General features: G+C 67.9%; 17 protein-coding genes and 1 tRNA gene. 14 read left to right on the plus strand and 4 right to left on the minus strand.

Translation table 11 applies throughout. From position 1 onward, the window contains the following. The first annotated feature begins 3 nt into the window (after positions 1 to 3). The 4 genes from rsmI (at position 4) to rsmA (ending at position 4347) form a co-directional block, all read left to right on the plus strand. A complete protein-coding gene (gene rsmI / locus ACUWEX_RS05130; RefSeq protein WP_445997315.1) occupies positions 4 to 840 on the plus strand; it encodes a 16S rRNA (cytidine(1402)-2'-O)-methyltransferase in 837 nt (278 codons plus the stop codon). A gap of 10 nt (positions 841 to 850) precedes the next feature. Further along, positions 851 to 2431 carry a methionine--tRNA ligase gene (gene metG / locus ACUWEX_RS05135; protein ID WP_445997316.1) on the plus strand — a complete coding sequence of 527 codons (1581 nt, stop codon included), beginning with the start codon at positions 851 to 853 and terminating at the stop codon, positions 2429 to 2431. Positions 2432 to 2513: 82 nt separating this feature from the next. Continuing rightward, on the plus strand, positions 2514 to 3449 hold the full coding sequence (locus ACUWEX_RS05140; RefSeq protein ID WP_445997317.1) for a TatD family hydrolase: 936 nt from the start codon (positions 2514 to 2516) through the stop codon (positions 3447 to 3449). A 64-nt stretch (positions 3450 to 3513) separates the two neighbouring features. Continuing rightward, the gene (rsmA, locus tag ACUWEX_RS05145) at positions 3514 to 4347 is read left to right on the plus strand and encodes a 16S rRNA (adenine(1518)-N(6)/adenine(1519)-N(6))-dimethyltransferase RsmA (protein ID WP_445997318.1); all 834 of its coding nucleotides are present in this window, start codon (positions 3514 to 3516) and stop codon (positions 4345 to 4347) included. 128 nt (positions 4348 to 4475) lie between these two features. Here rsmA and ACUWEX_RS05150 read toward each other — a convergent pair whose 3' ends face one another. Next, the gene (locus ACUWEX_RS05150) at positions 4476 to 5735 is read right to left on the minus strand and encodes an acyl-CoA dehydrogenase family protein (RefSeq protein ID WP_445997319.1); all 1260 of its coding nucleotides are present in this window, start codon (positions 5733 to 5735) and stop codon (positions 4476 to 4478) included. 127 nt (positions 5736 to 5862) lie between these two features. Further along, positions 5863 to 7251, minus strand: a complete 1389-nt coding sequence (locus tag ACUWEX_RS05155; protein WP_445997320.1) for an LLM class flavin-dependent oxidoreductase — start codon at positions 7249 to 7251, stop codon at positions 5863 to 5865. A gap of 268 nt (positions 7252 to 7519) precedes the next feature. Here ACUWEX_RS05155 and ACUWEX_RS05160 point away from each other — a divergent pair, with 268 nt between their 5' ends. After that, the gene (locus ACUWEX_RS05160; RefSeq protein WP_238592087.1) at positions 7520 to 8974 is read left to right on the plus strand and encodes an LCP family protein; all 1455 of its coding nucleotides are present in this window, start codon (positions 7520 to 7522) and stop codon (positions 8972 to 8974) included. Between the two features lie 64 nt (positions 8975 to 9038). Then, the gene (locus tag ACUWEX_RS05165) at positions 9039 to 9974 is read left to right on the plus strand and encodes a 4-(cytidine 5'-diphospho)-2-C-methyl-D-erythritol kinase (protein ID WP_445997321.1); all 936 of its coding nucleotides are present in this window, start codon (positions 9039 to 9041) and stop codon (positions 9972 to 9974) included. A 52-nt stretch (positions 9975 to 10026) separates the two neighbouring features. On the opposite strand, the gene ACUWEX_RS05170 is transcribed toward ACUWEX_RS05165, so the two are convergent. Then, positions 10027 to 11877, minus strand: a complete 1851-nt coding sequence (locus tag ACUWEX_RS05170; RefSeq protein ID WP_445997322.1) for an ABC-F family ATP-binding cassette domain-containing protein — start codon at positions 11875 to 11877, stop codon at positions 10027 to 10029. Positions 11878 to 12134: 257 nt separating this feature from the next. On the opposite strand from ACUWEX_RS05170, the gene ACUWEX_RS05175 reads away from it, so the two are divergent. From ACUWEX_RS05175 to ACUWEX_RS05190, 4 genes are all read left to right on the plus strand, one after another. Beyond that, a complete protein-coding gene (locus ACUWEX_RS05175; protein ID WP_445997323.1) occupies positions 12135 to 13142 on the plus strand; it encodes a MetQ/NlpA family ABC transporter substrate-binding protein in 1008 nt (335 codons plus the stop codon). Between the two features lie 177 nt (positions 13143 to 13319). Continuing rightward, a complete protein-coding gene (locus ACUWEX_RS05180) occupies positions 13320 to 14342 on the plus strand; it encodes a methionine ABC transporter ATP-binding protein (protein ID WP_079727145.1) in 1023 nt (340 codons plus the stop codon). Then, on the plus strand, positions 14339 to 15013 hold the full coding sequence (locus tag ACUWEX_RS05185) for a methionine ABC transporter permease (RefSeq protein ID WP_077053641.1): 675 nt from the start codon (positions 14339 to 14341) through the stop codon (positions 15011 to 15013). The genes ACUWEX_RS05180 and ACUWEX_RS05185 overlap by 4 nt, the downstream gene beginning before the upstream one ends. A 209-nt stretch (positions 15014 to 15222) precedes the next feature. Then, positions 15223 to 16011: a YqjF family protein gene (locus ACUWEX_RS05190; RefSeq protein WP_445997324.1), complete on the plus strand. Its 789-nt coding sequence runs from the start codon at positions 15223 to 15225 to the stop codon at positions 16009 to 16011. Here ACUWEX_RS05190 and ACUWEX_RS05195 read toward each other — a convergent pair. Continuing rightward, complete coding sequence (locus tag ACUWEX_RS05195) at positions 16008 to 16514, minus strand: MarR family winged helix-turn-helix transcriptional regulator (RefSeq protein ID WP_079727148.1); 507 nt, start codon at positions 16512 to 16514, stop codon at positions 16008 to 16010. The genes ACUWEX_RS05190 and ACUWEX_RS05195 overlap by 4 nt on opposite strands. A 134-nt stretch (positions 16515 to 16648) precedes the next feature. Between ACUWEX_RS05195 and ACUWEX_RS05200 the strand changes: the two genes are divergently transcribed. The 4 genes from ACUWEX_RS05200 (at position 16649) to ACUWEX_RS05215 (ending at position 20248) form a co-directional block, all read left to right on the plus strand. Further along, positions 16649 to 16720: transfer RNA gene (locus ACUWEX_RS05200), tRNA-Gln, on the plus strand. Between the two features lie 91 nt (positions 16721 to 16811). Beyond that, the gene (glmU, locus tag ACUWEX_RS05205; RefSeq protein WP_445997325.1) at positions 16812 to 18275 is read left to right on the plus strand and encodes a bifunctional UDP-N-acetylglucosamine diphosphorylase/glucosamine-1-phosphate N-acetyltransferase GlmU; all 1464 of its coding nucleotides are present in this window, start codon (positions 16812 to 16814) and stop codon (positions 18273 to 18275) included. Positions 18276 to 18332: 57 nt separating this feature from the next. Then, on the plus strand, positions 18333 to 19310 hold the full coding sequence (locus ACUWEX_RS05210; RefSeq protein WP_079727150.1) for a ribose-phosphate diphosphokinase: 978 nt from the start codon (positions 18333 to 18335) through the stop codon (positions 19308 to 19310). A 164-nt stretch (positions 19311 to 19474) separates the two neighbouring features. Beyond that, positions 19475 to 20248 (plus strand): IclR family transcriptional regulator, encoded by a 774-nt coding sequence (locus tag ACUWEX_RS05215; RefSeq protein ID WP_159449489.1) that lies wholly within the window; start codon positions 19475 to 19477, stop codon positions 20246 to 20248. Positions 20249 to 20316: the final 68 nt, after the last annotated feature.

Genomic DNA, 20316 nt, shown 5'->3' on the forward strand with positions numbered 1-20316 from the left:
CCCATGATCATTCTCGCGGCCACGCCCATCGGAAACCTCGGCGACGCGTCGCGCAGACTCGTCGAGGCGCTCGAGAACGCCACCGTGGTCGCCGCCGAGGACACGCGCACGACCGTGCGGCTGCTGGCCGGCCTGAGGATCGAAAACCGTCCGCGGCTGATCGCCCTGCACGACCACAACGAGCGCGATCGGGCGGGCGAGCTGGTCGCCATCGCGCAGACCGAAGACGTGCTCGTACTGAGCGATGCCGGCATGCCCACGGTGTCCGACCCCGGTTTCCACCTCGTCGAGGCCGCCGCGCTCGCGGGCGTCACGGTGACGGCGCTGCCCGGTCCGTCGGCCGTCATCACGGCGCTCGCCGTCGCGGGGCTGCCCACCGACCGTTTCAGCTTCGAGGGGTTCCTGCCGCGCAAACCGTCCGAGCGGCGCCAGACCCTGCACGCGCTCGCCGACGAACGCCGCACCATGGTGTTCTTCGAGTCGCCCAACCGGCTCGCCGCATCGCTGCACGATATGGCGGGGGAGGCGGCCTTCGGTCCCACCCGCCGCGTGGTCGTGTGCCGCGAGCTGACGAAAATGTTCGAAGAGGTCAAGCGGGGAACGGCGCACGAACTGGCGCTCTGGGCCGACCCAGGCGTGCGCGGCGAGATCTGCGTGGTCGTCGAGGGCGCCCCCGAGCGCATCGTCGACGCGGAGGAGGGTATTCGGCAGGTGCGTGCGCTCGTTGCGGGGGGCATGCGCGTGAAGGAGGCGGCCGCCGAGGTCGCCGAGGCCACCGGCATGTCGAAGCGCGACCTCTATCAAGCCGCCATCGAAAAGCCCGCCGCCCCGAAACCCTAGAATGGGAAGCATGTCCAGCGGCAAGTCCTTCTACGTCACCACGCCCATCTTCTATGTGAACGATGCGCCCCACATCGGCCACGCCTACACCGAGGTCGCGACCGACTTCTTGGCGCGCTGGCACCGCCAGGCGGGCGACGACACGTGGATGCTCACGGGCACCGACGAGCACGGTCAGAAGATCCTGCGCACGGCCACGGCCAACGGCGTCACGCCGCAGGAGTGGGCCGACAGGTTGGTCGAGCAGAGCTGGAAGCCGCTGATCGAGACGATCGACGTGGCCAACGACGACTTCATCCGCACCACCGACCCGCGGCACGAGAAGGCCGTGCAGGACTTCTTGCAGAAGCTGTACGACGACGGCTTCATCTACGCCGGCGAATACGAGGGTTTCTACTGCGTCGGGTGTGAGGAGTACAAGCTCCCCAATGAGCTGGCCGACGGCACGGGGCAGTACGAGGGCGAGAAGGTGTGCGCCATCCACTCGATTCCCGTCGAGCGCCTGCAGGAGAAGAACTACTTCTTCCGCATGAGCGATTTCCAAGAGCGTCTGATCGAGCTCTACGAGTCCAACCCCACCTTCGTGCAGCCCGATTCGGCGCGCAACGAGATGCTGCAGTTCATCCGCCAGGGCCTCAGCGACCTGTCGATCTCGCGGTCGACCTTCGACTGGGGCGTCAAGGTTCCGTGGGATGAGTCGCACGTCGTCTATGTGTGGTTCGACGCGCTGCTCAACTACGTCACGGCCGTGGGTTACGGGCAGGACGACGCTAACTTCGACCGCCGCTGGCCCGCCACGCACATCGTCGGCAAAGACATCCTGCGTTTCCACTCGGTCATCTGGCCGGCCATGCTCATGGCGGCGGGGCTCGATGTGCCGCGCCAGGTCTACGGCCACGGCTGGCTGCTCGTGGGCGGCGAGAAGATGAGCAAGTCGAAGCTCACGGGCATCGCGCCCACCGAGATCACCGACACGTTCGGGTCGGATGCGTTCCGCTACTACTTCATGCGCGCCATCACGTTCGGCCAAGACGGCTCGTTCAGCTGGGAGGACCTCTCGGCCCGCTACCAGTCCGAGCTGGCCAACGGTTTCGGCAACCTGGCGTCGCGCGTCGTCGCCATGATCGAGCGCTACTTCGAGGGTGTCGTGCCGCCCCAGGGCCCGGCCTCCGAGGCCGATCTCGCCGTTCAGAAGGTTGTGGCGGATGCCGCGGCGGCGGCCAATGCGGCCGTCGAGCGTCTCGCGATCCACGACTCCCTGTCGGCCATCTGGACGATCGTCGACGAGCTGAACGGGTACATCACCGATATGGCTCCGTGGCAGTTGTCGAAGGACGAGGCCAACCGTGAGCGCCTGGGCACCGTGCTCTACACGGCGGCCGAGGGTTTGCGCGCGCTCGCGGTGCTGCTGCACCCGATCATGCCGAAGGCCACCGAGAAGCTGTGGACGGCGCTCGGCCACCGCGACGTGCTGGGCGAGCTGTCGGCTCAGCCGGTGCGCGAGGCGGCCACGTGGGGTCAGCTGACGGCGGGCACGAGCGTCAATGGTCTCGAGCCGTTGTTCCCGCGCATCGAGACCCCTGTCGCCTAGGCCCGTCGCCCCGCTGCATAGATTCGGCGCTGTGATTCGTCAACCCTGACCGGCCCCCGTGGGGGTGCGGTAGCGTCGGTGTATGACTGAGCCTCAGCACGTCAGACAGCGCGACCAGGGTGAGCGGAAAGACCTGTCTTATCCGCCTGCCCCCGAATCGCTCGTCGTCGGGGTGTACGACAATCACACGCATCTCGAGATCGCGGACGGCGTCGAACCGCTGACCTACCGCGAGCAGCTCGACCGAGCGTCGGCCGTGGGCATCCGCGGCATCGTGCAGGTGGGCACCGATGTGGCGACGAGCACGTGGGGTGCCGAGATGGCGGCCGTCGAGCCGCGAATGTTGGCGGCGGTTGCGGTTCACCCGAACGAGACGGCCGTGCTCGAGCAGCGCGGCGAGCTCGATGCGGCCCTCGAGGCGATCGCGGCGTTGGCGACGCGTCCGCGCGTGCGTGCCGTCGGCGAGACCGGGCTCGACTATTTCCGCACGACCGATCCGGCCGGGCGGGCCGCGCAGTTGCGCGCTTTCGAGGCGCACATCGAGATCGCGAAGAAGAATAACCTGGCGTTGCAGATTCACGATCGCGACGCGCACGACGACGTGGTGGCCACGCTGAGGCGCGTCGGCGCCCCGGAGCGCACGGTTTTCCACTGCTTCTCGGGCGGCGAGGAGCTGGCCGAGATCTGCACGCAGAACGGGTGGTACATGTCGTTCGCGGGCACGGTCACGTTCAAGAACGCGGTCACGTTGCGCGAGGCCCTCGAGCGCGCGCCGCGTTCGTTGCTCTTGGTCGAGACGGATGCCCCGTTCCTCACGCCCGTGCCTTACCGCGGTCGCCCGAACGCGCCTTACCTGCTGCCGCACACGCTGCGTTTCATGGCGTCGCATCTCGGAACCGACGTGACGATGTTGGCGTCGCAGATCAACTCGAACACCGAGTCGGTCTATGGGCGCTGGGATGACGAGCCGGTGACGTCGCAGAGCAACCCGTTCGCCGACCAGCCACCTCAGTCGTAGGCCCGTAGAATCGACTGTCGGGCTCTCCCGGCCGCCTCACTCGAACCGACTGGATGACATCCCGATGAGCCTTCTCGGCCCCGCAGAGATCCGCGACCTCGCCGAACTCCTCGACGTGCAGCCCACCAAAAAGTTGGGCCAGAACTTCGTCATCGACGCGAATACCGTGCGTCGCATCGTGAAGGTCGCCGCGGTCGAGTCGGGCGATAGCGTCGTCGAGATCGGCCCGGGCCTCGGTTCGCTGACGCTCGGTCTGCTCGAGGTGGGCGCGTCGGTCGTGGCCGTGGAGATCGACACACGGTTGGCGACGCAGTTGCCGAAGACCGTTGAGCTGATGCATCCGGGTGCGCCTTTGACGGTGATTGCCGAGGATGCCCTGCGCATCACGGAGCTTCCCGATGCACCGACGCGGCTGGTGGCGAACCTGCCCTATAACGTGTCGGTGCCCGTGTTGCTGCACTTTTTGGAGCACATCCCCTCGTTGCAGTCGGGTGTGGTGATGGTGCAGGCAGAGGTCGGTCACCGTCTGGCCGCCGACCCGGGTTCGAAGGTGTACGGCTCGCCGAGCGCGAAGGCGGCGTGGTATGGCAAGTGGCGTTTGGCCGGCAATGTGAGCCGCCAGGTGTTCTGGCCGGTGCCGAATGTCGACAGCGTGCTCGTGGGCTTCGATAAGCGCGAGGTGCCGCTCGGCACCGAGGAGGAGCGCGTTGCTACGTTCGGCATCATCGACGCTGCGTTCCAGCAGCGCCGCAAGATGCTGCGTCAGGCCTTGGGTCAGTTGCTGGGCAGCTCGCAGGCCGCCTCTGAGCAGATGGTGCGCGCAGGCATCGAGCCGACCGCGCGCGGCGAACAGCTCACCGTGCACGACTTCCTCGCGATCGCCCGCGCCGCCGAATAGCCGAGGGCGGCACGTGCCCGCGTCTGATCCCGGACGCTTTCCTGCCCGTGACCGTGCCCGTGACCGTGCCCGGCCCGTGCTCGCGCTCGCGCCTGCACGCGCATCTGGTCTGCCCGACGCGCCCCGAACTACCCCTCGGCCGAGGTGCCAGCTTTCTCAGCGCGTTTCGACCACGCGCTGACCGGGCGGGTGCCGTTCAGGAGGTAGTCGCCGATGGCGCGCTCGCGCAGGATGGCGGGATTGTGGCTGGACAGGGTGCGAGCGTTGCGCCAGTGCCGGTCGAGTTGCCGCGCGCTCGAGGTGGCCGAGGCACCTCCCACTTCGAAGAGGAGCGTTGTCGCCTCGAGCACCGTGGCGATGACCTGCTGCTGGGCGCGGAACACCGTGATGAGCGTTTCGTCGTAGTCGTCCTGGCTCCATTCGCCCGCGTGGAAACGGTCGAAGTTCGACTCGAGGGCGCGGGCCACGTCTCTGACGAGGGCGTCTGCCGTGGCTGACAGGGAGCTCAGTGTGCCGATGACGCGCTGCACGAGCGGGTCGTCGGCGGGGCGCGAGGCGCCGAGCACCCCGAACGTGCGGGTGCGCCCGCGGACGAAGTCGACGGCATCGCGCAGAACCGCGCGGCCCGTGCCCGCGAGGGCGGCCAGGAGCACGGTCTGGTAGAAGCTCGTGATGTTGGCCTGCGTGCGCTCGTCGTCGAAGTTGGCGAAGACGATGTGCTCGGGTTCGATCACGGCGCGTTCGAACCGCGTCGTGCCCGAGCCGGTGAGGCGCTGCCCGAAGCCGTCCCAATCATCGAGGCGCGTGACGGCGGGCTGGTCGGCGCGAACGGCCAATCCGGCCTGGGAGCCACCGTAGACGGCGCCCGTCCAGATCCAGTCGGCATAGATGCTGCCCGTGCTGTAGTACTTCTCGCCCGTGAGACGCCAGCCGTCGGGCGTCTCTTCGAGGAGAGCCGAGGAGGCGGTCTCGGGCCCGCGCTCGGCCTGCGCATTGCCGATGACGGCGCCGCCGACGATGAGGTCGAACCACTTCTTCTGGTCGAGGCGTTCGGGCGAGTTGAGACGCGATTCGACGAAGGCGTGGTGGCCGCGCCAGAGCTGCGGGAGGTTGGCATCGGCCTCGCCCAGCTCGACGAGGAGCTCGACCAGCTGACTGAGCGATGCTCCGAGCCCGCCGTATTCGACGGGCACACGCACCCGCCCGAAGCCGGCCTCGCGCAGCCACGACACCTCGTCGTGCGCGAGCCGTCGGTCGGTCTCGCGTTCGACCGCGGTGTCGCGGATGCGGTCGAACACGGGCCGGAACCGCGCCGCCAGGTCGGCGTAGGTGGGAGGCGTGGACAGAGTCGACGTCGACTCGGGCTTTTCGATCGTGTCGGTGGTCATGCTGATCCAATCGTTGGCGGTGCGCCGGAGCCCGGACGGGTCGGCGGACACCGCTCGAAGCCGTTCGCGTTCGAGCGGTGAGACCGGGACGGATGATGCCGCGGTCGTTGTGGAGAGTGCGAGCGGTTTAGTCGTGCAGGTGTGCGCCGCCGCGGTAGCGCGCGCCGGGGTGCTCGGGGAACAACCGCGCGTTGCCGGCGCCGAACAGGCGCTCGCGCAGCGTCGGTGCCTCGTAGGACGTGCGGTAGCGCCCGCGTTTCTGCAGCTCGGGCACGACGTATTCGATGAAGTCGCGCGCCGTGCCAGGGGTGAGGAACTGGCGCAGGTTGAAGCCGTCGAGACCCGTCTCGTCGACCCAGCGCTCGATCGAATCGGCCACCTCGACGGGCGTGCCGACGGCGAAGAACGGCGGGCGGTCGAAGCGCGTCACGGCCTCGAGGGCGTCGGCCACCGTCGCCCCGGGCGGGTAATGCCGGCGGTTCGCCCCGGCGTTGTCGCGCCCGGCCTTCGCCTCGGCGGCGAGGATATCGCTGATGAGTGCGTCTTTGGGGTAGGCGGCCAGGTCGATGCCGCCTCCACCCGAGTGCGTGAGGTAGCCCTCGTCACTCGAGTATCGCTTGTATTCTTCGGCCTTCGCCAGGGCCGCGTCGCGGTCGCGATCGACGATGACGACGGCCGACGCGAAGGTCTTCACATGATCGGCACCGCGACCGTTCTCGACCGCGCGGCGGCGGATGTCGGCGATGTTGTCGCGATACACCTCGAGCGAGTTGCCGCCCACGAAGACACCCTCGGCATGCTTGGCCGCGAACGCCCGGCCCGAGTCGCTCGACCCGGCCTGGAAGATGACGGGGGTGCGCTGCCGGGACGGCTCACTCAGATGCGGCCCCTTCACGCGGAAGTGTTCGCCGACGTGATCGATGTAACGCACCTTCGACGGATCTGTGTAGATGCGATTCTCGCGGTCTTGCACGACCGCGTCGTCATCCCACGATCCCTCCCACAGCTTGTAGAGCACGTCGAGGTATTCGTCGGCGATGGCGTAGCGATCGCCGTGGGCGACCTCGTCGTCGTGACCGAAGTTGCGCGCGGCGTTAGGCAGGTAGCTCGTGACCACGTTCCAGCCGAACCGGCCCTTGGTGAGGTGGTCGAGCGTCGATGCGCGCCGGGCGAATGCGAACGGCGGCTCATACGTCGTCGAGAAGGTGGCCGCGAAACCCAGGTTCTTCGTCGCGGCGGCCATGGCGGGGATGACGAGCAGGGGATCGTTGTTCGGAATCTGCACGGCCTCCTTCAGCGCCGTCTCTGGCCCGTCGCGGTAGCCGTCGTAGGTGCCGATCACATCGGCCAGGAACACCGCCTCGAACAAACCCTCTTCGAGCAGCTTCGCCTCTTCGACCCAGAAGTCGAGGTCGTTGAATCGATGCCGATTGTTGTCGGGATGCCGCCACAAACCGTGCGAGATATGGCCGACGCAGTTCATCTCGAAGAGATTGAAGGCGATGTTGTCCGTCATGGTGCTCCGTTTCTGTGCTGCCCTCATTCTTGCCAGGTGAAGCGGCGGGCACCCAGACATCCGCTCGAATGTGGACAACTATTACGCATCGCTCCTGTGGAGACCGAGGTGCGCGGATGACTTCGCTCGGCGTTTTCGCATGACCTCTCCAGCACGCGTCCAGTACTCATCCCCTACCCTGGAGTGTGCTTTCCTCGCCCTTTTCCCGCCTCGTCACCGCGCCTTCGCGCGTGACCCGCGCCCGAATGACGCCCGGAGGCAGCATCCGATGAGCGATCAGCCGAGCATCCTCGACCTGAAACCGGTCGCCCATCGCCGCAAACGCGGACCCGGCGCACTCATCGCCCGATGGGTCGGGTTCAGCCTCGTCGCCGTGCTCCTCATCGGCGGCGGCTACGCGTTCTACAACTACCAGCGCTTCGTCTCGGGAATCACGCACATCGATGCGATCCCGCAGTCCACCGACAGCGCCGACGACGACGTCGACGGTCAGGACCAAAACATCCTGCTCGTGGGCGACGACCATCGCCCGGCCGGTGCCACGCAGGCCGAACTCGACAAACTGGGCACCGAAGACGACGGCGGCGGCGTCAACACCGACACCATGATCGTCATGCACATCCCGGCCGACGGCAGCAAGGTCACCATGGTGTCCTTCCCGCGTGACTCCTGGGTCGAGATTCCGGGCTACGGCATGAACAAGCTCAACGCCGCCTTCACTCTGGGCGCCCAGAACGGCGACGATTCGGCGGGCGCGCAGCTGCTCATCCAGACCATCCAGAACATGACCGGGCTGACTATCGACCACTTCGTGCGGGTCTCCCTGCTCGGCTTCTACAACGTGGTCGATGCCCTGGGCCCCGTCGACGTGTGCCTCATCAACCCGGTGAAAGACCCGTACTCCACCATCGATCTGCCGGCCGGAGTCTCGACGCTCGATGCGAAACAAGCCCTCGCCTTCGTTCGCCAGCGTCACGGCCTGCCGAACGGCGATCTCGACCGACAGGTGCGCCAGCAGTACTTCCTCTCGGTCGAGGCCCGCAAGATGCTCTCGGCCGGCACCCTGCTCAATCCGGTGAAGTTGCAGAACGTACTCGACGCGGTCTCGTCGTCGATCGAAACCGACCCCGGGCTCAACCTGCTCGAACTCGCCGGCCAGGTGCGCAACCTGCGCGCCGACAACATCGTCTCGGCGACCGTGCCGATCACGGGCACCCCCACCATCACGGTGCGGGGGCAGAAGCTCTCGATCGTCGAGATCGACCAGGCTGCCATGCCCGAGTTCATCGCGCAGGTGGTGGGAACCCCGACCGCCTATGGCGCTGCCACCGCGGCAACCCCCGCCGAGACGACCGTGACCGTCGTGAACGGTGCGGCGATCGGCGGTGTGGCGCAGGCGAACACCGACGCCCTGGCCGCTTTCGGCTTCCAGACGAAGCCGCCCACCTCGGGTGCCACGATCGCCAAGACGACGATCAGTTATCCCGCGGGGCAGGAGGCGCAGGCGAAGGCCCTCGCCGCCTACTACCCGAACGCGTCGGTCATCTCGTCGACCACGGCCACGGGTGTCACCCTCACGATCGGCACCGACAACCAGGCGCCGACCGATCCGAATGCCGCGCCGCCGCCCGCCACCGAGGCTCCCGTCGAGGCGGCACCCACGCCGACGCCGACCAGCACCGACACCCCGAAGAACTTCGGAGAGACGGCCTGCATCAACTAGTCCCGCGACTCCCGCGCAAACGTGAGCGGCATTCGACCCGCGCCCGCTGAGCTAGGTTGGATGTATGACCCGCGAGACGCCCTCGAACACGTCACACGCTCGGGCACCCGGCAAGATCAACGTCTTCCTGGCTGTCGGCGCCGTGATGGACGACGGCTACCACGAGGTCGCCACGGCCTATCAAGCGGTCTCGGTCTATGAAGACGTGCGAGCGAGCCATTCCGACACGTTCGAGGTGTCCTTCACGGGTCCGATCGACACGAGCGACGTTCCGACCGACGCCTCCAACCTCGCCATCCGGGCCGCGCAGCTCATCGCGCGAGACACCGGTTACCGCGGCGGCGTCAGCCTCGCCATCGAGAAGAACGTGCCCGTCGCGGGCGGCATGGGTGGTGGTTCTGCGGATGCCGCGGCCACCCTCCTCGCGGTCGACGATCTCTGGCAGACCGGGCTCACCCGCGACCAGCTGCTCGGCCTCGCCGCCGAGTTGGGCGCCGACGTTCCCTTCGCGCTCACGGGCGGCACCGCCATCGGCACGGGCCGGGGCGATGAGCTCAGCCCGGCGCTCGCGACCGGGCAGTTCCAGTGGGTGCTCGCCCTCGCCGGCTTCGGCATGTCCACGCCCGCCACCTATCGTGAGCTCGACGCCCACCGCGCCCGCCACGCGCTCGACATCTCGCCGGCCGTCACCCAGCCCGTTGTCGACGCCGACGTGCTGCAGGCGCTGCGAGCGGGGGATGCGCACAGGCTCGCCGCCTCGATGCACAACGACCTGCAGGCCCCCGCCCTGCACCTGCGCCCCGAGCTCTCGGGCGTCATGGAGTTGGGCGAGCAGAGCGGCGCGCTGTCGTGCATGGTGTCGGGTTCCGGCCCCACCGTGGCGTTCCTGGCCGCCGACCTCGACTCGGCGCTCGAATTGCAGATCGCGCTGAGCGCGTCAGGGGTCACGGCGCTGCGCGTGACGGGCCCGGTGCACGGCGCCCGTCTCGTCAACGACTGACGCGCCGCCGGGCTGAGAGGCCGACCGGCGTTGCCGAGCTGGCCCGGAACGCCTAGCCGAGAATCTCGTTCAGCTCTAGCCAGCGCAGCTCCAGCTGCTCCGTCTCGGCCTGCGCGGCCTGGGCCTTCGCGTTCAGCGCCATGATGCCGTCGTAGTCGTTCTGATCGTGCGTGGCCAGCTTCTCGTGGGCAGTGCTGATCTCGCCGCCGAGCTTCTGCAGCTTGCGCTCGATCGCCTGGATCTCCTTCTGGAGCTTGCGCTGCTCGGCGCCGCCGATCGACAGTCCGCCGCGCGTGGTGTTGCCGCCGGAGCCCGAGCCAGAGGATCCGGAGCCCGCCGAACCCGAGCCCGAGCCCGCAGCATCCGCGGGGGAGTCGCCGAGGGGCCCCGTGTGCTTCTGCTCGATCTTGCGTAATTCGAGGTACTGCTCGATGCCGCCCGGCAGGTGCCGCAGCTGCTTGCCGATCAACGCGTACTGCTGGTCGGTCACGCGCTCCATGAGGTAGCGGTCGTGCGACACGACGATGAGCGTGCCGGGCCACGAGTCGAGCAGATCCTCCATGGCCGCGAGCATGTCGGTGTCGAGGTCGTTCGAGGGCTCGTCGAGCACGAGCACGTTGGGCTCGTCGAGCAGGATGAGCAGCAATTGCAGGCGTCGCTTCTGTCCACCCGACAGGTCTTTGACGGGTGTCGACAGCTGCGCGCTCGTGAATCCGAGGCGCTCGAGCAACTGACCGGGCGTCATCTCTTTGCCGCCGGCGACATAGCTCGTGCGGTAGCGCCCGATGACATCGCTGACGCGTTCGTGGCCGATGTCCTTCAGCTCGGACAGCTGCTGCGTGAGCGTTGCCACCTTGACGGTCTTGCCACGCTTGACGCGCCCCGTGGTGGGCTCGAGTTCGCCCGTGATGAGCGCGAGCAGCGTCGACTTGCCGGCACCGTTGACGCCCAGGATGCCTGTGCGCTCACCGGGTGCGATACGCCACTCGACATCCGAGAAAATGAGCTTGTCGTCGTATTTGACCGAGACGTCGAGCAGGTCGACGACGTCCTTGCCCAGCCGGGCCGAGGCCATCTGGCTGAGCTCGACCTTGTTGCGGGGCGGCGGCTCGTTCTCGATGAGCTGCGTGGCGGCCTCGATGCGGAACTTGGGTTTGGCGGTGCGGGCCGGGGCTCCGCGACGCAGCCAGGCGAGCTCCTTGCGCATGAGGTTCTGTCGCTTCGACTCGGAGGCCGCAGCCATCCGGTCGCGTTCGACGCGCTGCAAGATATACGCCGCATACCCGCCCTCGAAGGGTTCGACGATGCCGTCGTGCACCTCCCACGTGTCGGTCGAGATCTCGTCGAGGAACCACCGGTCGTGCGTCACGGTGAGCAGTCCGCCGGATGTCGGAGACCAGCGCTTGCGCAGGTGCGCCGCCAGCCATCCGATCGCCTCGACGTCGAGGTGGTTGGTGGGCTCGTCGAGGAACAGGATGTCCCAGTCGCCCACGAGCAGTTTGGCGAGCGACACGCGTCGACGCTGACCACCCGAGAGGGAGGCCACGGGGGCGTCCCAGGCGAGATCGGCGACGAGCCCGTCGATCACGTCGCGCACGCGGTAGTCACCGGCCCAGACGTGTTCGTCGATATCGCCCACGATGGCTTCACCGACGGTTCCGACGTCGCCCAGCGTGTCGGCCTGGTCGAGCACGCCGACGGTCACGCCGCGGCGCAGGGTGACGCGGCCGTCGTTGGGTTCGAGACGGCCCGCGAGCATGGCCAGGAGGCTGGATTTGCCGTCACCGTTGCGCCCGACGATGCCGATGCGATCGCCCTCGTTGACTCCGAGGGTGATGTTGTCGAAGACGACGCGGGTGGGGAATTCGAGATGCAGGGACTCGGCCCCGAGAAGATGTGCCACCCGTCCAGCGTAGGCGGGGGAGCGGGGTGCCGCGAACAGCGGGGGCTCCCGGCATCCGTTTCGGCGCTTCTGTCATGAAACGAAACATGACGACACAGAGCGGAACACGAATTCGCCAACCCGACCGGGGCTTGCCATATTGGGGTCTCGGCCGCTCGACGGGGCGGCCTCACACGGCTTTCGGCCCGGGTGACCACGCACCCGAGCACCCCTCATTTTTTCCACACTTCTCCACGGCATAGAACGAAAGAGGCACCATGTCAGGCACCAACATCCCCGCCGGCGGCACCGGCGCAGGCGCGAACAACGCCCCCCAGCTTCCCCAGCGCAAGAAGTCGAAGACCGGCTGGATCGTCGGCGGCGCCGTCGGCCTCATCGCGGTCATCGTGGCCGTCGTGCTCGTGATCGTCAACCTGCAGGCCCCGGCATCCACCGAGGCCAACGGCGCCGGTTCGGGCTCGGGTTCGTCGTCCGCCCCCACCACCGTCTCGATCGGTGTCACCGACTCGTCGCAGGACTACTGGGCCACGCTCACCAAGCTCGCCGCGAAAGAGAACATCACGCTCGAGGTGACCAACTTCAGCGACTACCAGCAGCCCAACCCGGCGCTCGTGCAGAAGCAGACCGACCTCAACTCGTTCCAGCACCTGCGCTTCCTCGCGCAGAACAACGTCGAGACGGGTGACGACCTCGTGCCGATCGCCTCGACCGTCATCGTGCCCCTCGGCCTTTACTCCAAGAAGTGGACCGACGTGAAGGACATCCCCGAGGGCGGCCAGATCGCCATCCCGAACGACCCCTCCAACCAGGCCCGCGGCCTCTTCGTGCTCGAGAAGGCCGGCCTCATCACTCTGACCGGTGACAAGGCCACGCCGACCCCCGCCGACATCGACGCCGCGAAGTCCAAGGTCACGGTCGTCACGGTGGATGCGGCACAGACCGCCCTGTCGCTCGACTCGGTCGACGGCTCGATCATCAACAACAACTACGTCGCCGACGCCGGCCTCGACCCCAACAAGGCCATCTTCAAGGACGACCCCAAGGACCCGGGTGCCACGCCCTACATCAACGTGATCGTGGCCCGCGGAGCCGACGCCGACAACCCCGCCTACCTCAAGGTGGCCGAACTCTGGCACGACAAGACGGTCACCGACCAGGTGCTCGCCGCGTCGAAGGGCAGCGCCGTGCTCGTCGACGGCTGGACCCCCGAAGAGCTGCGCGCCGAGCTGAAGAAGATCGAAGAGCAGCTGAAGGCGTCCGAATAACCATGACGTCTCGCTCGTGACCCTCGGGGTCGGGCGGCCAGCGGATGCCGCGGCCACCCGACCCCGTCGGTGCGAGCAGCCTCGACCACCCGCACGACCGCGAGCACACCCCGCCCGCGACATCCGCCGGCCACCCGCCGACACCGCAGCACACCCCGCATCAACCGAAGGACGAATATGCCCCCTCTCGTCGAACTGGAGAACGTCGTCAAGACGTATGGCCAGAAAGAGAAAACGAACGCCGTCGACGGTGTCTCGCTCGCCGTCGAAGCGGGCGAGATCTACGGCATCATCGGCCACTCGGGGGCGGGCAAGTCCACGCTCGTGCGCCTCATCAACGGGCTCGAGCGCGTCACGAGCGGCCGGGTCGTCGTCGACGGGCACGAGATCTCGTCGCTGAAGGAACGCGAGATCCGGCCGCTGCGGCTCGGCATCGGCATGATCTTCCAGCAGTTCAACCTGTTCCGGTCGCGCACCATCGCGGGCAACGTGGCCTATCCGCTGCGCGTCGCCGGCTGGTCGAAGGCCGACCGCGACAAGCGCGTGGCCGAACTGCTCGACTTCGTCGGGTTGCTGCACCGCGCCTACGACTACCCCGAGCAGCTCTCGGGTGGCCAGAAGCAGCGCGTCGGCATCGCCCGTGCCCTCGCCACCTCGCCCAAGCTGCTGCTGGCCGACGAGTCGACCTCCGCGCTCGACCCCGAGACCACGCAGGAGGTGCTGCGGCTGCTCAAGAAGGTCAACGCCGAGCTGGGCGTCACGATCATCGTCATCACGCACGAGATGGATGTCGTGCGCTCCATCGCCGACCGCGTGGCCGTGCTCGCCGACGGCAAGATCGTCGAAGAGGGCAAGGTGTTCGACATCTTCTCCGACCCGCAGACCGACACGGCCAAGAAGTTCATCAGCACGGTCATCCGCAATCAGCCCGCCACCGACGACATCCAGCGCCTGCGCAGCAGCCACACGGGCCGCATCATCAACGTCGAGGTGCACGAGTCGGCGCGCGTCGGCGAGGTCCTTTCCCACGCACACGAGCGTTACGGCGTGCGCTTCGAAATTGTCTACGGCGGCATCAGCGCCATCCAGTCGAAATCGTTCGGCTCGCTCACGCTCGAGCTCTCGGGCTCGGATGCGGATGTCGAGCGCCTCGTGACCGACCTGAGAGCCCTCACCACGGTCGAGGAGGTGGCCGCATGATCCGCACCGCCACCACCGATTGGGGCCAGCTCGGCCCCCTGCTGCTCGAGAACCTGTGGCTGACCCTCTACATGGTCGCCGTGACGCTGCTCGTGGCCGGGTTCCTCGGCCTCGTGTTCGGCATCCTGCTCTACACGACCAGGCGCGGCGGCATCCTGCAGAACACGGCGGTCAACGCCATCCTCAACGTGCTCGTCAACATCGTGCGGCCCATCCCGTTCATCATCTTGATCGCGGCCCTGCAGCCCGTCACCATGGCCGTCATCGGCGTGACCATCGGCACGACCGCCGCGATCTTCACCATGATCGTCGGCGCCACGTTCGGCATCGCCCGCATCGTCGAACAGAACCTCGTGTCCATCGACCCGGGAACCATCGAGGCCGCCCGTGCCGTCGGCGCCAGCCCGTGGCGCATCATCACGACGCTGCTCGTGCCCGAGGCGCTCGGACCCCTCATCCTCGGTTACACCTTCGTGTTCATCGCCATCGTCGACATGTCGGCCATCGCCGGTTCGATCGGCGGCCGCGGCCTGGGCGACTTCGCCATCGTCTACGGCTACGGCCGCTTCAACTGGGAAGTCACCATCGTCGTCACGATCATCATCATCGTCATGGTGCAGCTCGTGCAGTTCTTCGGCAACTGGCTGGCGCGCAAGGCCCTGCGCCGCTGATCGCCCGACCCGAGCGGATGGCGCGAGCCGAACCCCGGCCGCGGCATCCGCTTCGTCGTTCCCGGCGTTGCGGACTCGGGCGTTGTCGTCGTGGGCGCTGTCGGCCAGGCGTTGTCGTCTGGCGCGCTGCTGCAGGCCGCTCGCGCGGCAGGCGCGTCGACCCCGCAACCCCCTCTCGGTGGCGTTCCGGCGCGTCCTAGGCTGAGCCTATGAGCGAACCCGCGACTGCAACCTGGCCAGACGCCCCCGAGCTTCCCGGCCGCGCCGTCATCGCGCAACGCTGGAGCGACCTCACGTTCCTGCACTGGCGGGTCGACCCCGCCGAGGTCGCGCCTCTCCTGCCGCCCGGCACGCGCCCCGACGTCATCGACGGCTCGAGCTGGGTGGGCCTCATCGCCTTCCGCCTCTCGGACAGCGCCTTCTTCGGCCTGCCTCCCATTCCCTACTTCGGCACGTTCCCCGAGATCAACGTGCGGCTCTATTCGATCGACGACCAGGGCCGTCGCGCCGTCGTCTTCGCCTCCCTCGACGCGTCGCGGCTCGTCAGCGTGCTCACGGCCCGTGCCGCGTTCGGCCTGCCCTATCGCTGGGCCCGGATGTCGATGGGTCGCCGCTCCGACGACCGGGGCGAGCTCTTTGCCTACCGTTCGCGCCGCCACCTCGCCGACCGTCTCCTCGGCGACAAACGCAACCCCGGCCACGTGCCCGGCGCCTCCACCCACCTCATCGCGCGCGCCCTGCCCGGTGCCGTCGCGGGCGACCCGATCGCCGAGTTCCTCACCGCGCGCTGGGCCTTCCACGAGACGCACCTCGGCCGCACCTGGTTCGGGTCGAACCACCACGGCCCCTGGCCCCTGCAACGCGCCGAGCTTCTCCACCTCGACGACACCCTCCTCGCGGCCGCCGGCTTCGCCTCGCTCGCCGGCACCCCGCCCGACTCGGTCCTCTACTCACCGGGCGTCGAAACCGTCTTCAGTCGCCCGACGACTCTGAGCTAGGGCGCCAGCTCGTCGAAGTCGAGGCTGAGGGTGCGCAAGAGCGCCGAGAGGCGGCGGCGGTCGGCGGGGGAGAGGGCGCCGAGCAGCTCGGCCTCCGCGTCGACGAGACGGGTGATGGCGGCATCCACGCGGGTCAGGCCCGCGGGCGTCATGACGACCAGGATGCCGCGGCCGTCGTGCGGATCGGTGCGGCGCTCGACGAGCCCCCGCCCCACGAGCCGGTCGATGCGGTTCGTCATGGTGCCCGACGACACGAGCGTCTGCTGCAACAGGTATTTGGGCGACGCGGCGAACGGCTCGCCCGCGCGGCGCAGGGCCGCCAACACGTCGAATTCGGATGCCTCGAGCTCCGACCGCGTGAACGCCGTGCGCCGGGCCCGGTCGAGGTGTTTCGCGAGCCGGCCCACGCGGCTCAACACTTCGAGCGGCGAGAAGTCGAGGTCGGGGCGTTCGCGCCGCCAGTCCTCGACGATCCGGTCGACTTCGTCGTGCGGGGCATCCATTCGTCCATTATGGCGGGACACCGGTGCACGCAGCCCGGCAACCCCTCCGAATGCCGTCCGCGTGCGAACCTCCGACACTCGGGCGCACCGGGGCCGCCGCATCTGGCAGACTTGTCTGGTGCGCACGCGCACGGTCCGCCTTGGTGTAATGGCAGCACGGCAGCCTTTGGAGCTGTTAGGTCTAGGTTCGAGTCCTGGAGGCGGAGCGCACTCGCGAGAATTCTTGCGGGCACGAGTCCGGTAGCCTCGATACGGTTCAGTGGGCGTTCCAGCCCGGCCCCGACTCAAGGGAATGTGATGACGGACTCAACTCTCGCAATCATCGTTCTGGCCGCCGGCCAGGGCACGCGCATGAAATCCCGCACCCCCAAGCTTCTGCACCCGCTGGGCGGCGTCCCCGTCGTGTCGCACGTGCTGGCCACCGCCGGTGCGCTCGATGCCGCGCACGTGCTCGCCGTGGTGCGCCACGAACGTGAGCGCCTCGTAGAGGTCATCGAGCGTGACCTGCCCGGCACCGTCATCGTCGACCAGGACGACATCCCCGGCACGGGCCGCGCGGTCGAACTCGCGGTCGAGGCCCTGCCCGCCGACTTCGACGGCGATGTGCTCGTCATCAACGGCGACGTTCCGCTGCTCAACGCCGACACGCTCGGCAACCTGATCGAGCACCACCGCCGCCAGCCCGTTTCGGCCACCATCCTGTCGGCGATCCTGGCCGATGCCACGGGCTATGGCCGCATCATCCGCACGGCCGACGACGCCCTCGATCAGATCGTCGAGCAGAAGGACGCCACACCCGAGCAGCTGGCCGCCACCGAGATCAACGCGGGCGTCTACCTGTTCCGCGCCCCCGCTTTGCGCGAGCAGCTCGGCAAGCTCGGCGTCGACAACGCGCAGGGCGAGAAGTACCTGACCGATGTCATCCACCTCATGCGCACCTCGGGCGACGACGTCATCGCCGTTCCCGTGTCGGATGCCTGGATCGCCGAGGGCATCAACGACCGTGTGCAGCTCTCGACCGCCGCCTGGCGCCTCAACCAGATCGTTCTGCGCCGCTGGCAGCTGGCCGGCGTCACCATCCAAGACCCGTCCTCCACCTGGATCGATGTGCAGGCCAAGCTGGCCCCCGACGTCACGATCCTCCCCGGAACGCAGATCCTCGGCGCGACCGTCATCGCCGAGGGCGCGACCGTCGGCCCCGACAGCACCATCCTCGACTGCGAGATCGGCGAGCACGCCACGGTCAAACGCACGGATGCCACGCTCGCCGTCATCGGCGCGGGCGCGAGTGTCGGCCCCTTCGCCTACCTGCGGCCCAATACGCGCCTCGGCGTCGACGGCAAGATCGGCACCTTCGTCGAGACGAAGAACTCGTCGATCGGCGACGGCAGCAAGGTTCCTCACCTCTCCTACGTGGGCGACGCCACGGTCGGCGAGGGCTCGAACATCGGCGCCGGCACGATCTTCGCGAACTACGACGGCGTCAACAAGCACGCCTCCGAGATCGGTTCGCACGTTCGAACAGGATCGCACAACGTCTTCGTCGCACCGATTAGAATTGGCGACGGAGCGTACACGGGCGCGGGCACGGTGGTTCGCAAGAGCGTGCCGGCCGGGTCCCTCGCCATCAACGTCGCCCCGCAGCGCAACCTCGAGGGGTGGGTCTCGACCCACCGCCCAGGAAGCGAGGCAGCACAAGCCGCCGAAGCCGCCTCTCCCCGGGAGGCTTCGGAAACCTCGGCCAACACCACCGAAGGTTAATCAGAGATACACCGCCGAGAGGCAAGATGCCGGGTCGCCCGGCAGGAAGCAGGGTTCGTGTCCGGCATCAAAATCACCGGCCAGAAACGCCTCGTCTTGATCTCGGGGCGTGCGCACCCTGAGCTGGCGGAGCAGATCGCCTCAGAGCTCGGGTCCGAGCTCGTTCCCACCGATTCGCGCACCTTCGCCAACGGCGAGATCTATGCGCGATTCGATGAGAGCGTGCGCGGGTCTGATGCCTTCGTCATCCAGTCGCACACGGCGCCCATCAACGAGTGGCTCATGGAGCAGCTCATCATGGTCGACGCCCTCAAGCGCGCCTCGGCCAAGCGCATCACCGTCGTCGCGCCGTTCTACCCCTACGCACGCCAAGACAAGAAGGGTCGCGGCCGCGAGCCCATCTCGGCCCGCCTCGTCGCCGACCTGTTCAAGGCCGCCGGCGCCGACCGCATCATGTCGGTCGACCTGCACGCCGCCCAGATCCAGGGCTTCTTCGACGGCCCCGTCGACCACCTCTTCGCCATGCCCGTGCTGCTCGAGCACTTCCGCGCCAAGATGGCCACCGACACGCTCACCGTGGTGTCGCCCGACATGGGTCGCGTGCGCGTCGCCGACATCTGGAGCGACAAGCTGGGCGCGCCGCTCGCCATCATCCACAAGCGCCGCGACCCGCTGGTTCCCAACCAGGTGTCGGTGCACGAGATCGTCGGCGATGTGTCGGGCCGCGTGTGCCTGCTCGTCGACGACCTGATCGACACGGGCCGCACGATCGTGAAGGCCGCCGAAGCGCTCAAGAAGGCCGGCGCCCTGGGCGTCGTCGTCGCCGCCACGCACGCCGTGTTCAGCGACCCGGCCGTCGAGCTGCTGCAGAGCGAGGCCATCGACTCGGTCGTCGTCACCGATACGCTGCCGATTCCCGAGGAGAAGCGCTTCGAGAAGCTCACCATCTTGCCGATCGCTCCGCTCATCGCGCAGGCCATCCAGGCCGTGTTCGAAGAAGGTTCGGTCACGTCGATGTTCGACGGCGCGGCCTGATCGCCCAGCTGCCTCTTTCTCGAAGCCCCGCCCCGTTTTTCGGAGGCGGGGCTTCGTTTTTTGTTCTCCACAGGGATGATTTCGGCGATCGTTCCACAGGTCGAACAGCGCTCTTGCTTTGGCACGCTTCTTGAGGTTTATTTGCATCACAGGAGGTGATGCGGGTGCGAACCAACGAGAAGACCCGGGTGGCGCCCGTGCCCGCCATCCACCGCATGGTGCTCATGCTCGAGGCCATCGACGGGCTCGGCGGTGTGGCCACCGTCACGCAGCTCGCCGACGCCACCGATCTGGCCAAATCATCCGTCAGCAACCTGCTGACATCACTCTCGAGCGCCGGGCTCGTGCGCCGCACGCACGCCGGTTGGGCCCTCGGTCTGCGTCTCATCGAGCTCGGGCATTCCAGCCTCGATCGACTTCCCGTGGTCAGTCATTTCCTCCCCATCGTGCGATCGACCTCGCCGCTCCGGCACGAATACGTGCGCTTGGCGGCCCTCGACGGGGCGGATGTCCTCTACCTCACCGAGCGGCGCGGCTCCGAGACGGTGCGGGTCAGCGCCGCCGTCGGTGAGCGCACCTCGGCCTCCTCGACGGCTGTCGGCAAAGCGATGCTCGCGGGGTTGCCGAGCGGTGTGCTCGAGGAGCGGCTGGCGTCGGCCGAGGCACGCGGCGGTCTGCCGTTGCGCACCAACCGCTCCCACGCCACGATCGAGGCGCTTCGTGACGATGTGCGGGCCACCGCGCAACGCGGCTTCGCCATCGATCTCGAGGAGAGCGTCGTCGGCGTGGCCTGCCTCGCCGTGCGCGTGCCCGGGGGAGCGAGCCCCTGCGCCGTCGGCGTCACGCTTCCGTCGCGGCGGGCGACGAACGACGTCGTGCACGGGCTCGTGACCGGGCTCGAGGCGGTCGCGTCGCGGCTCGCCGTTCACGCCCAATGAGCGGGTTCACCTCGCGTCCCTGCCCGGCGGCGCATCCTTGTGGCCGAACGTTGCGGCCGCGCCTGCGC

This window comes from Okibacterium fritillariae (genome assembly GCF_052783725.1).

Coding starts and splice junctions, on each gene's coding strand:
- rsmI (WP_445997315.1), top strand. CDS start 4: ATGATCATTCTCGCGGCCACGCCCATCGGAAACCTCGGCGACGCGTCG.
- metG (WP_445997316.1), top strand. CDS start 851: ATGTCCAGCGGCAAGTCCTTCTACGTCACCACGCCCATCTTCTATGTG.
- ACUWEX_RS05140 (WP_445997317.1), top strand. CDS start 2,514: ATGACTGAGCCTCAGCACGTCAGACAGCGCGACCAGGGTGAGCGGAAA.
- rsmA (WP_445997318.1), top strand. CDS start 3,514: ATGAGCCTTCTCGGCCCCGCAGAGATCCGCGACCTCGCCGAACTCCTC.
- ACUWEX_RS05150 (WP_445997319.1), bottom strand. CDS start 5,735: ATGACCACCGACACGATCGAAAAGCCCGAGTCGACGTCGACTCTGTCC.
- ACUWEX_RS05155 (WP_445997320.1), bottom strand. CDS start 7,251: ATGACGGACAACATCGCCTTCAATCTCTTCGAGATGAACTGCGTCGGC.
- ACUWEX_RS05160 (WP_238592087.1), top strand. CDS start 7,520: ATGAGCGATCAGCCGAGCATCCTCGACCTGAAACCGGTCGCCCATCGC.
- ACUWEX_RS05165 (WP_445997321.1), top strand. CDS start 9,039: ATGACCCGCGAGACGCCCTCGAACACGTCACACGCTCGGGCACCCGGC.
- ACUWEX_RS05175 (WP_445997323.1), top strand. CDS start 12,135: ATGTCAGGCACCAACATCCCCGCCGGCGGCACCGGCGCAGGCGCGAAC.
- ACUWEX_RS05180 (WP_079727145.1), top strand. CDS start 13,320: ATGCCCCCTCTCGTCGAACTGGAGAACGTCGTCAAGACGTATGGCCAG.
- ACUWEX_RS05185 (WP_077053641.1), top strand. CDS start 14,339: ATGATCCGCACCGCCACCACCGATTGGGGCCAGCTCGGCCCCCTGCTG.
- ACUWEX_RS05190 (WP_445997324.1), top strand. CDS start 15,223: ATGAGCGAACCCGCGACTGCAACCTGGCCAGACGCCCCCGAGCTTCCC.
- ACUWEX_RS05195 (WP_079727148.1), bottom strand. CDS start 16,514: ATGGATGCCCCGCACGACGAAGTCGACCGGATCGTCGAGGACTGGCGG.
- glmU (WP_445997325.1), top strand. CDS start 16,812: ATGACGGACTCAACTCTCGCAATCATCGTTCTGGCCGCCGGCCAGGGC.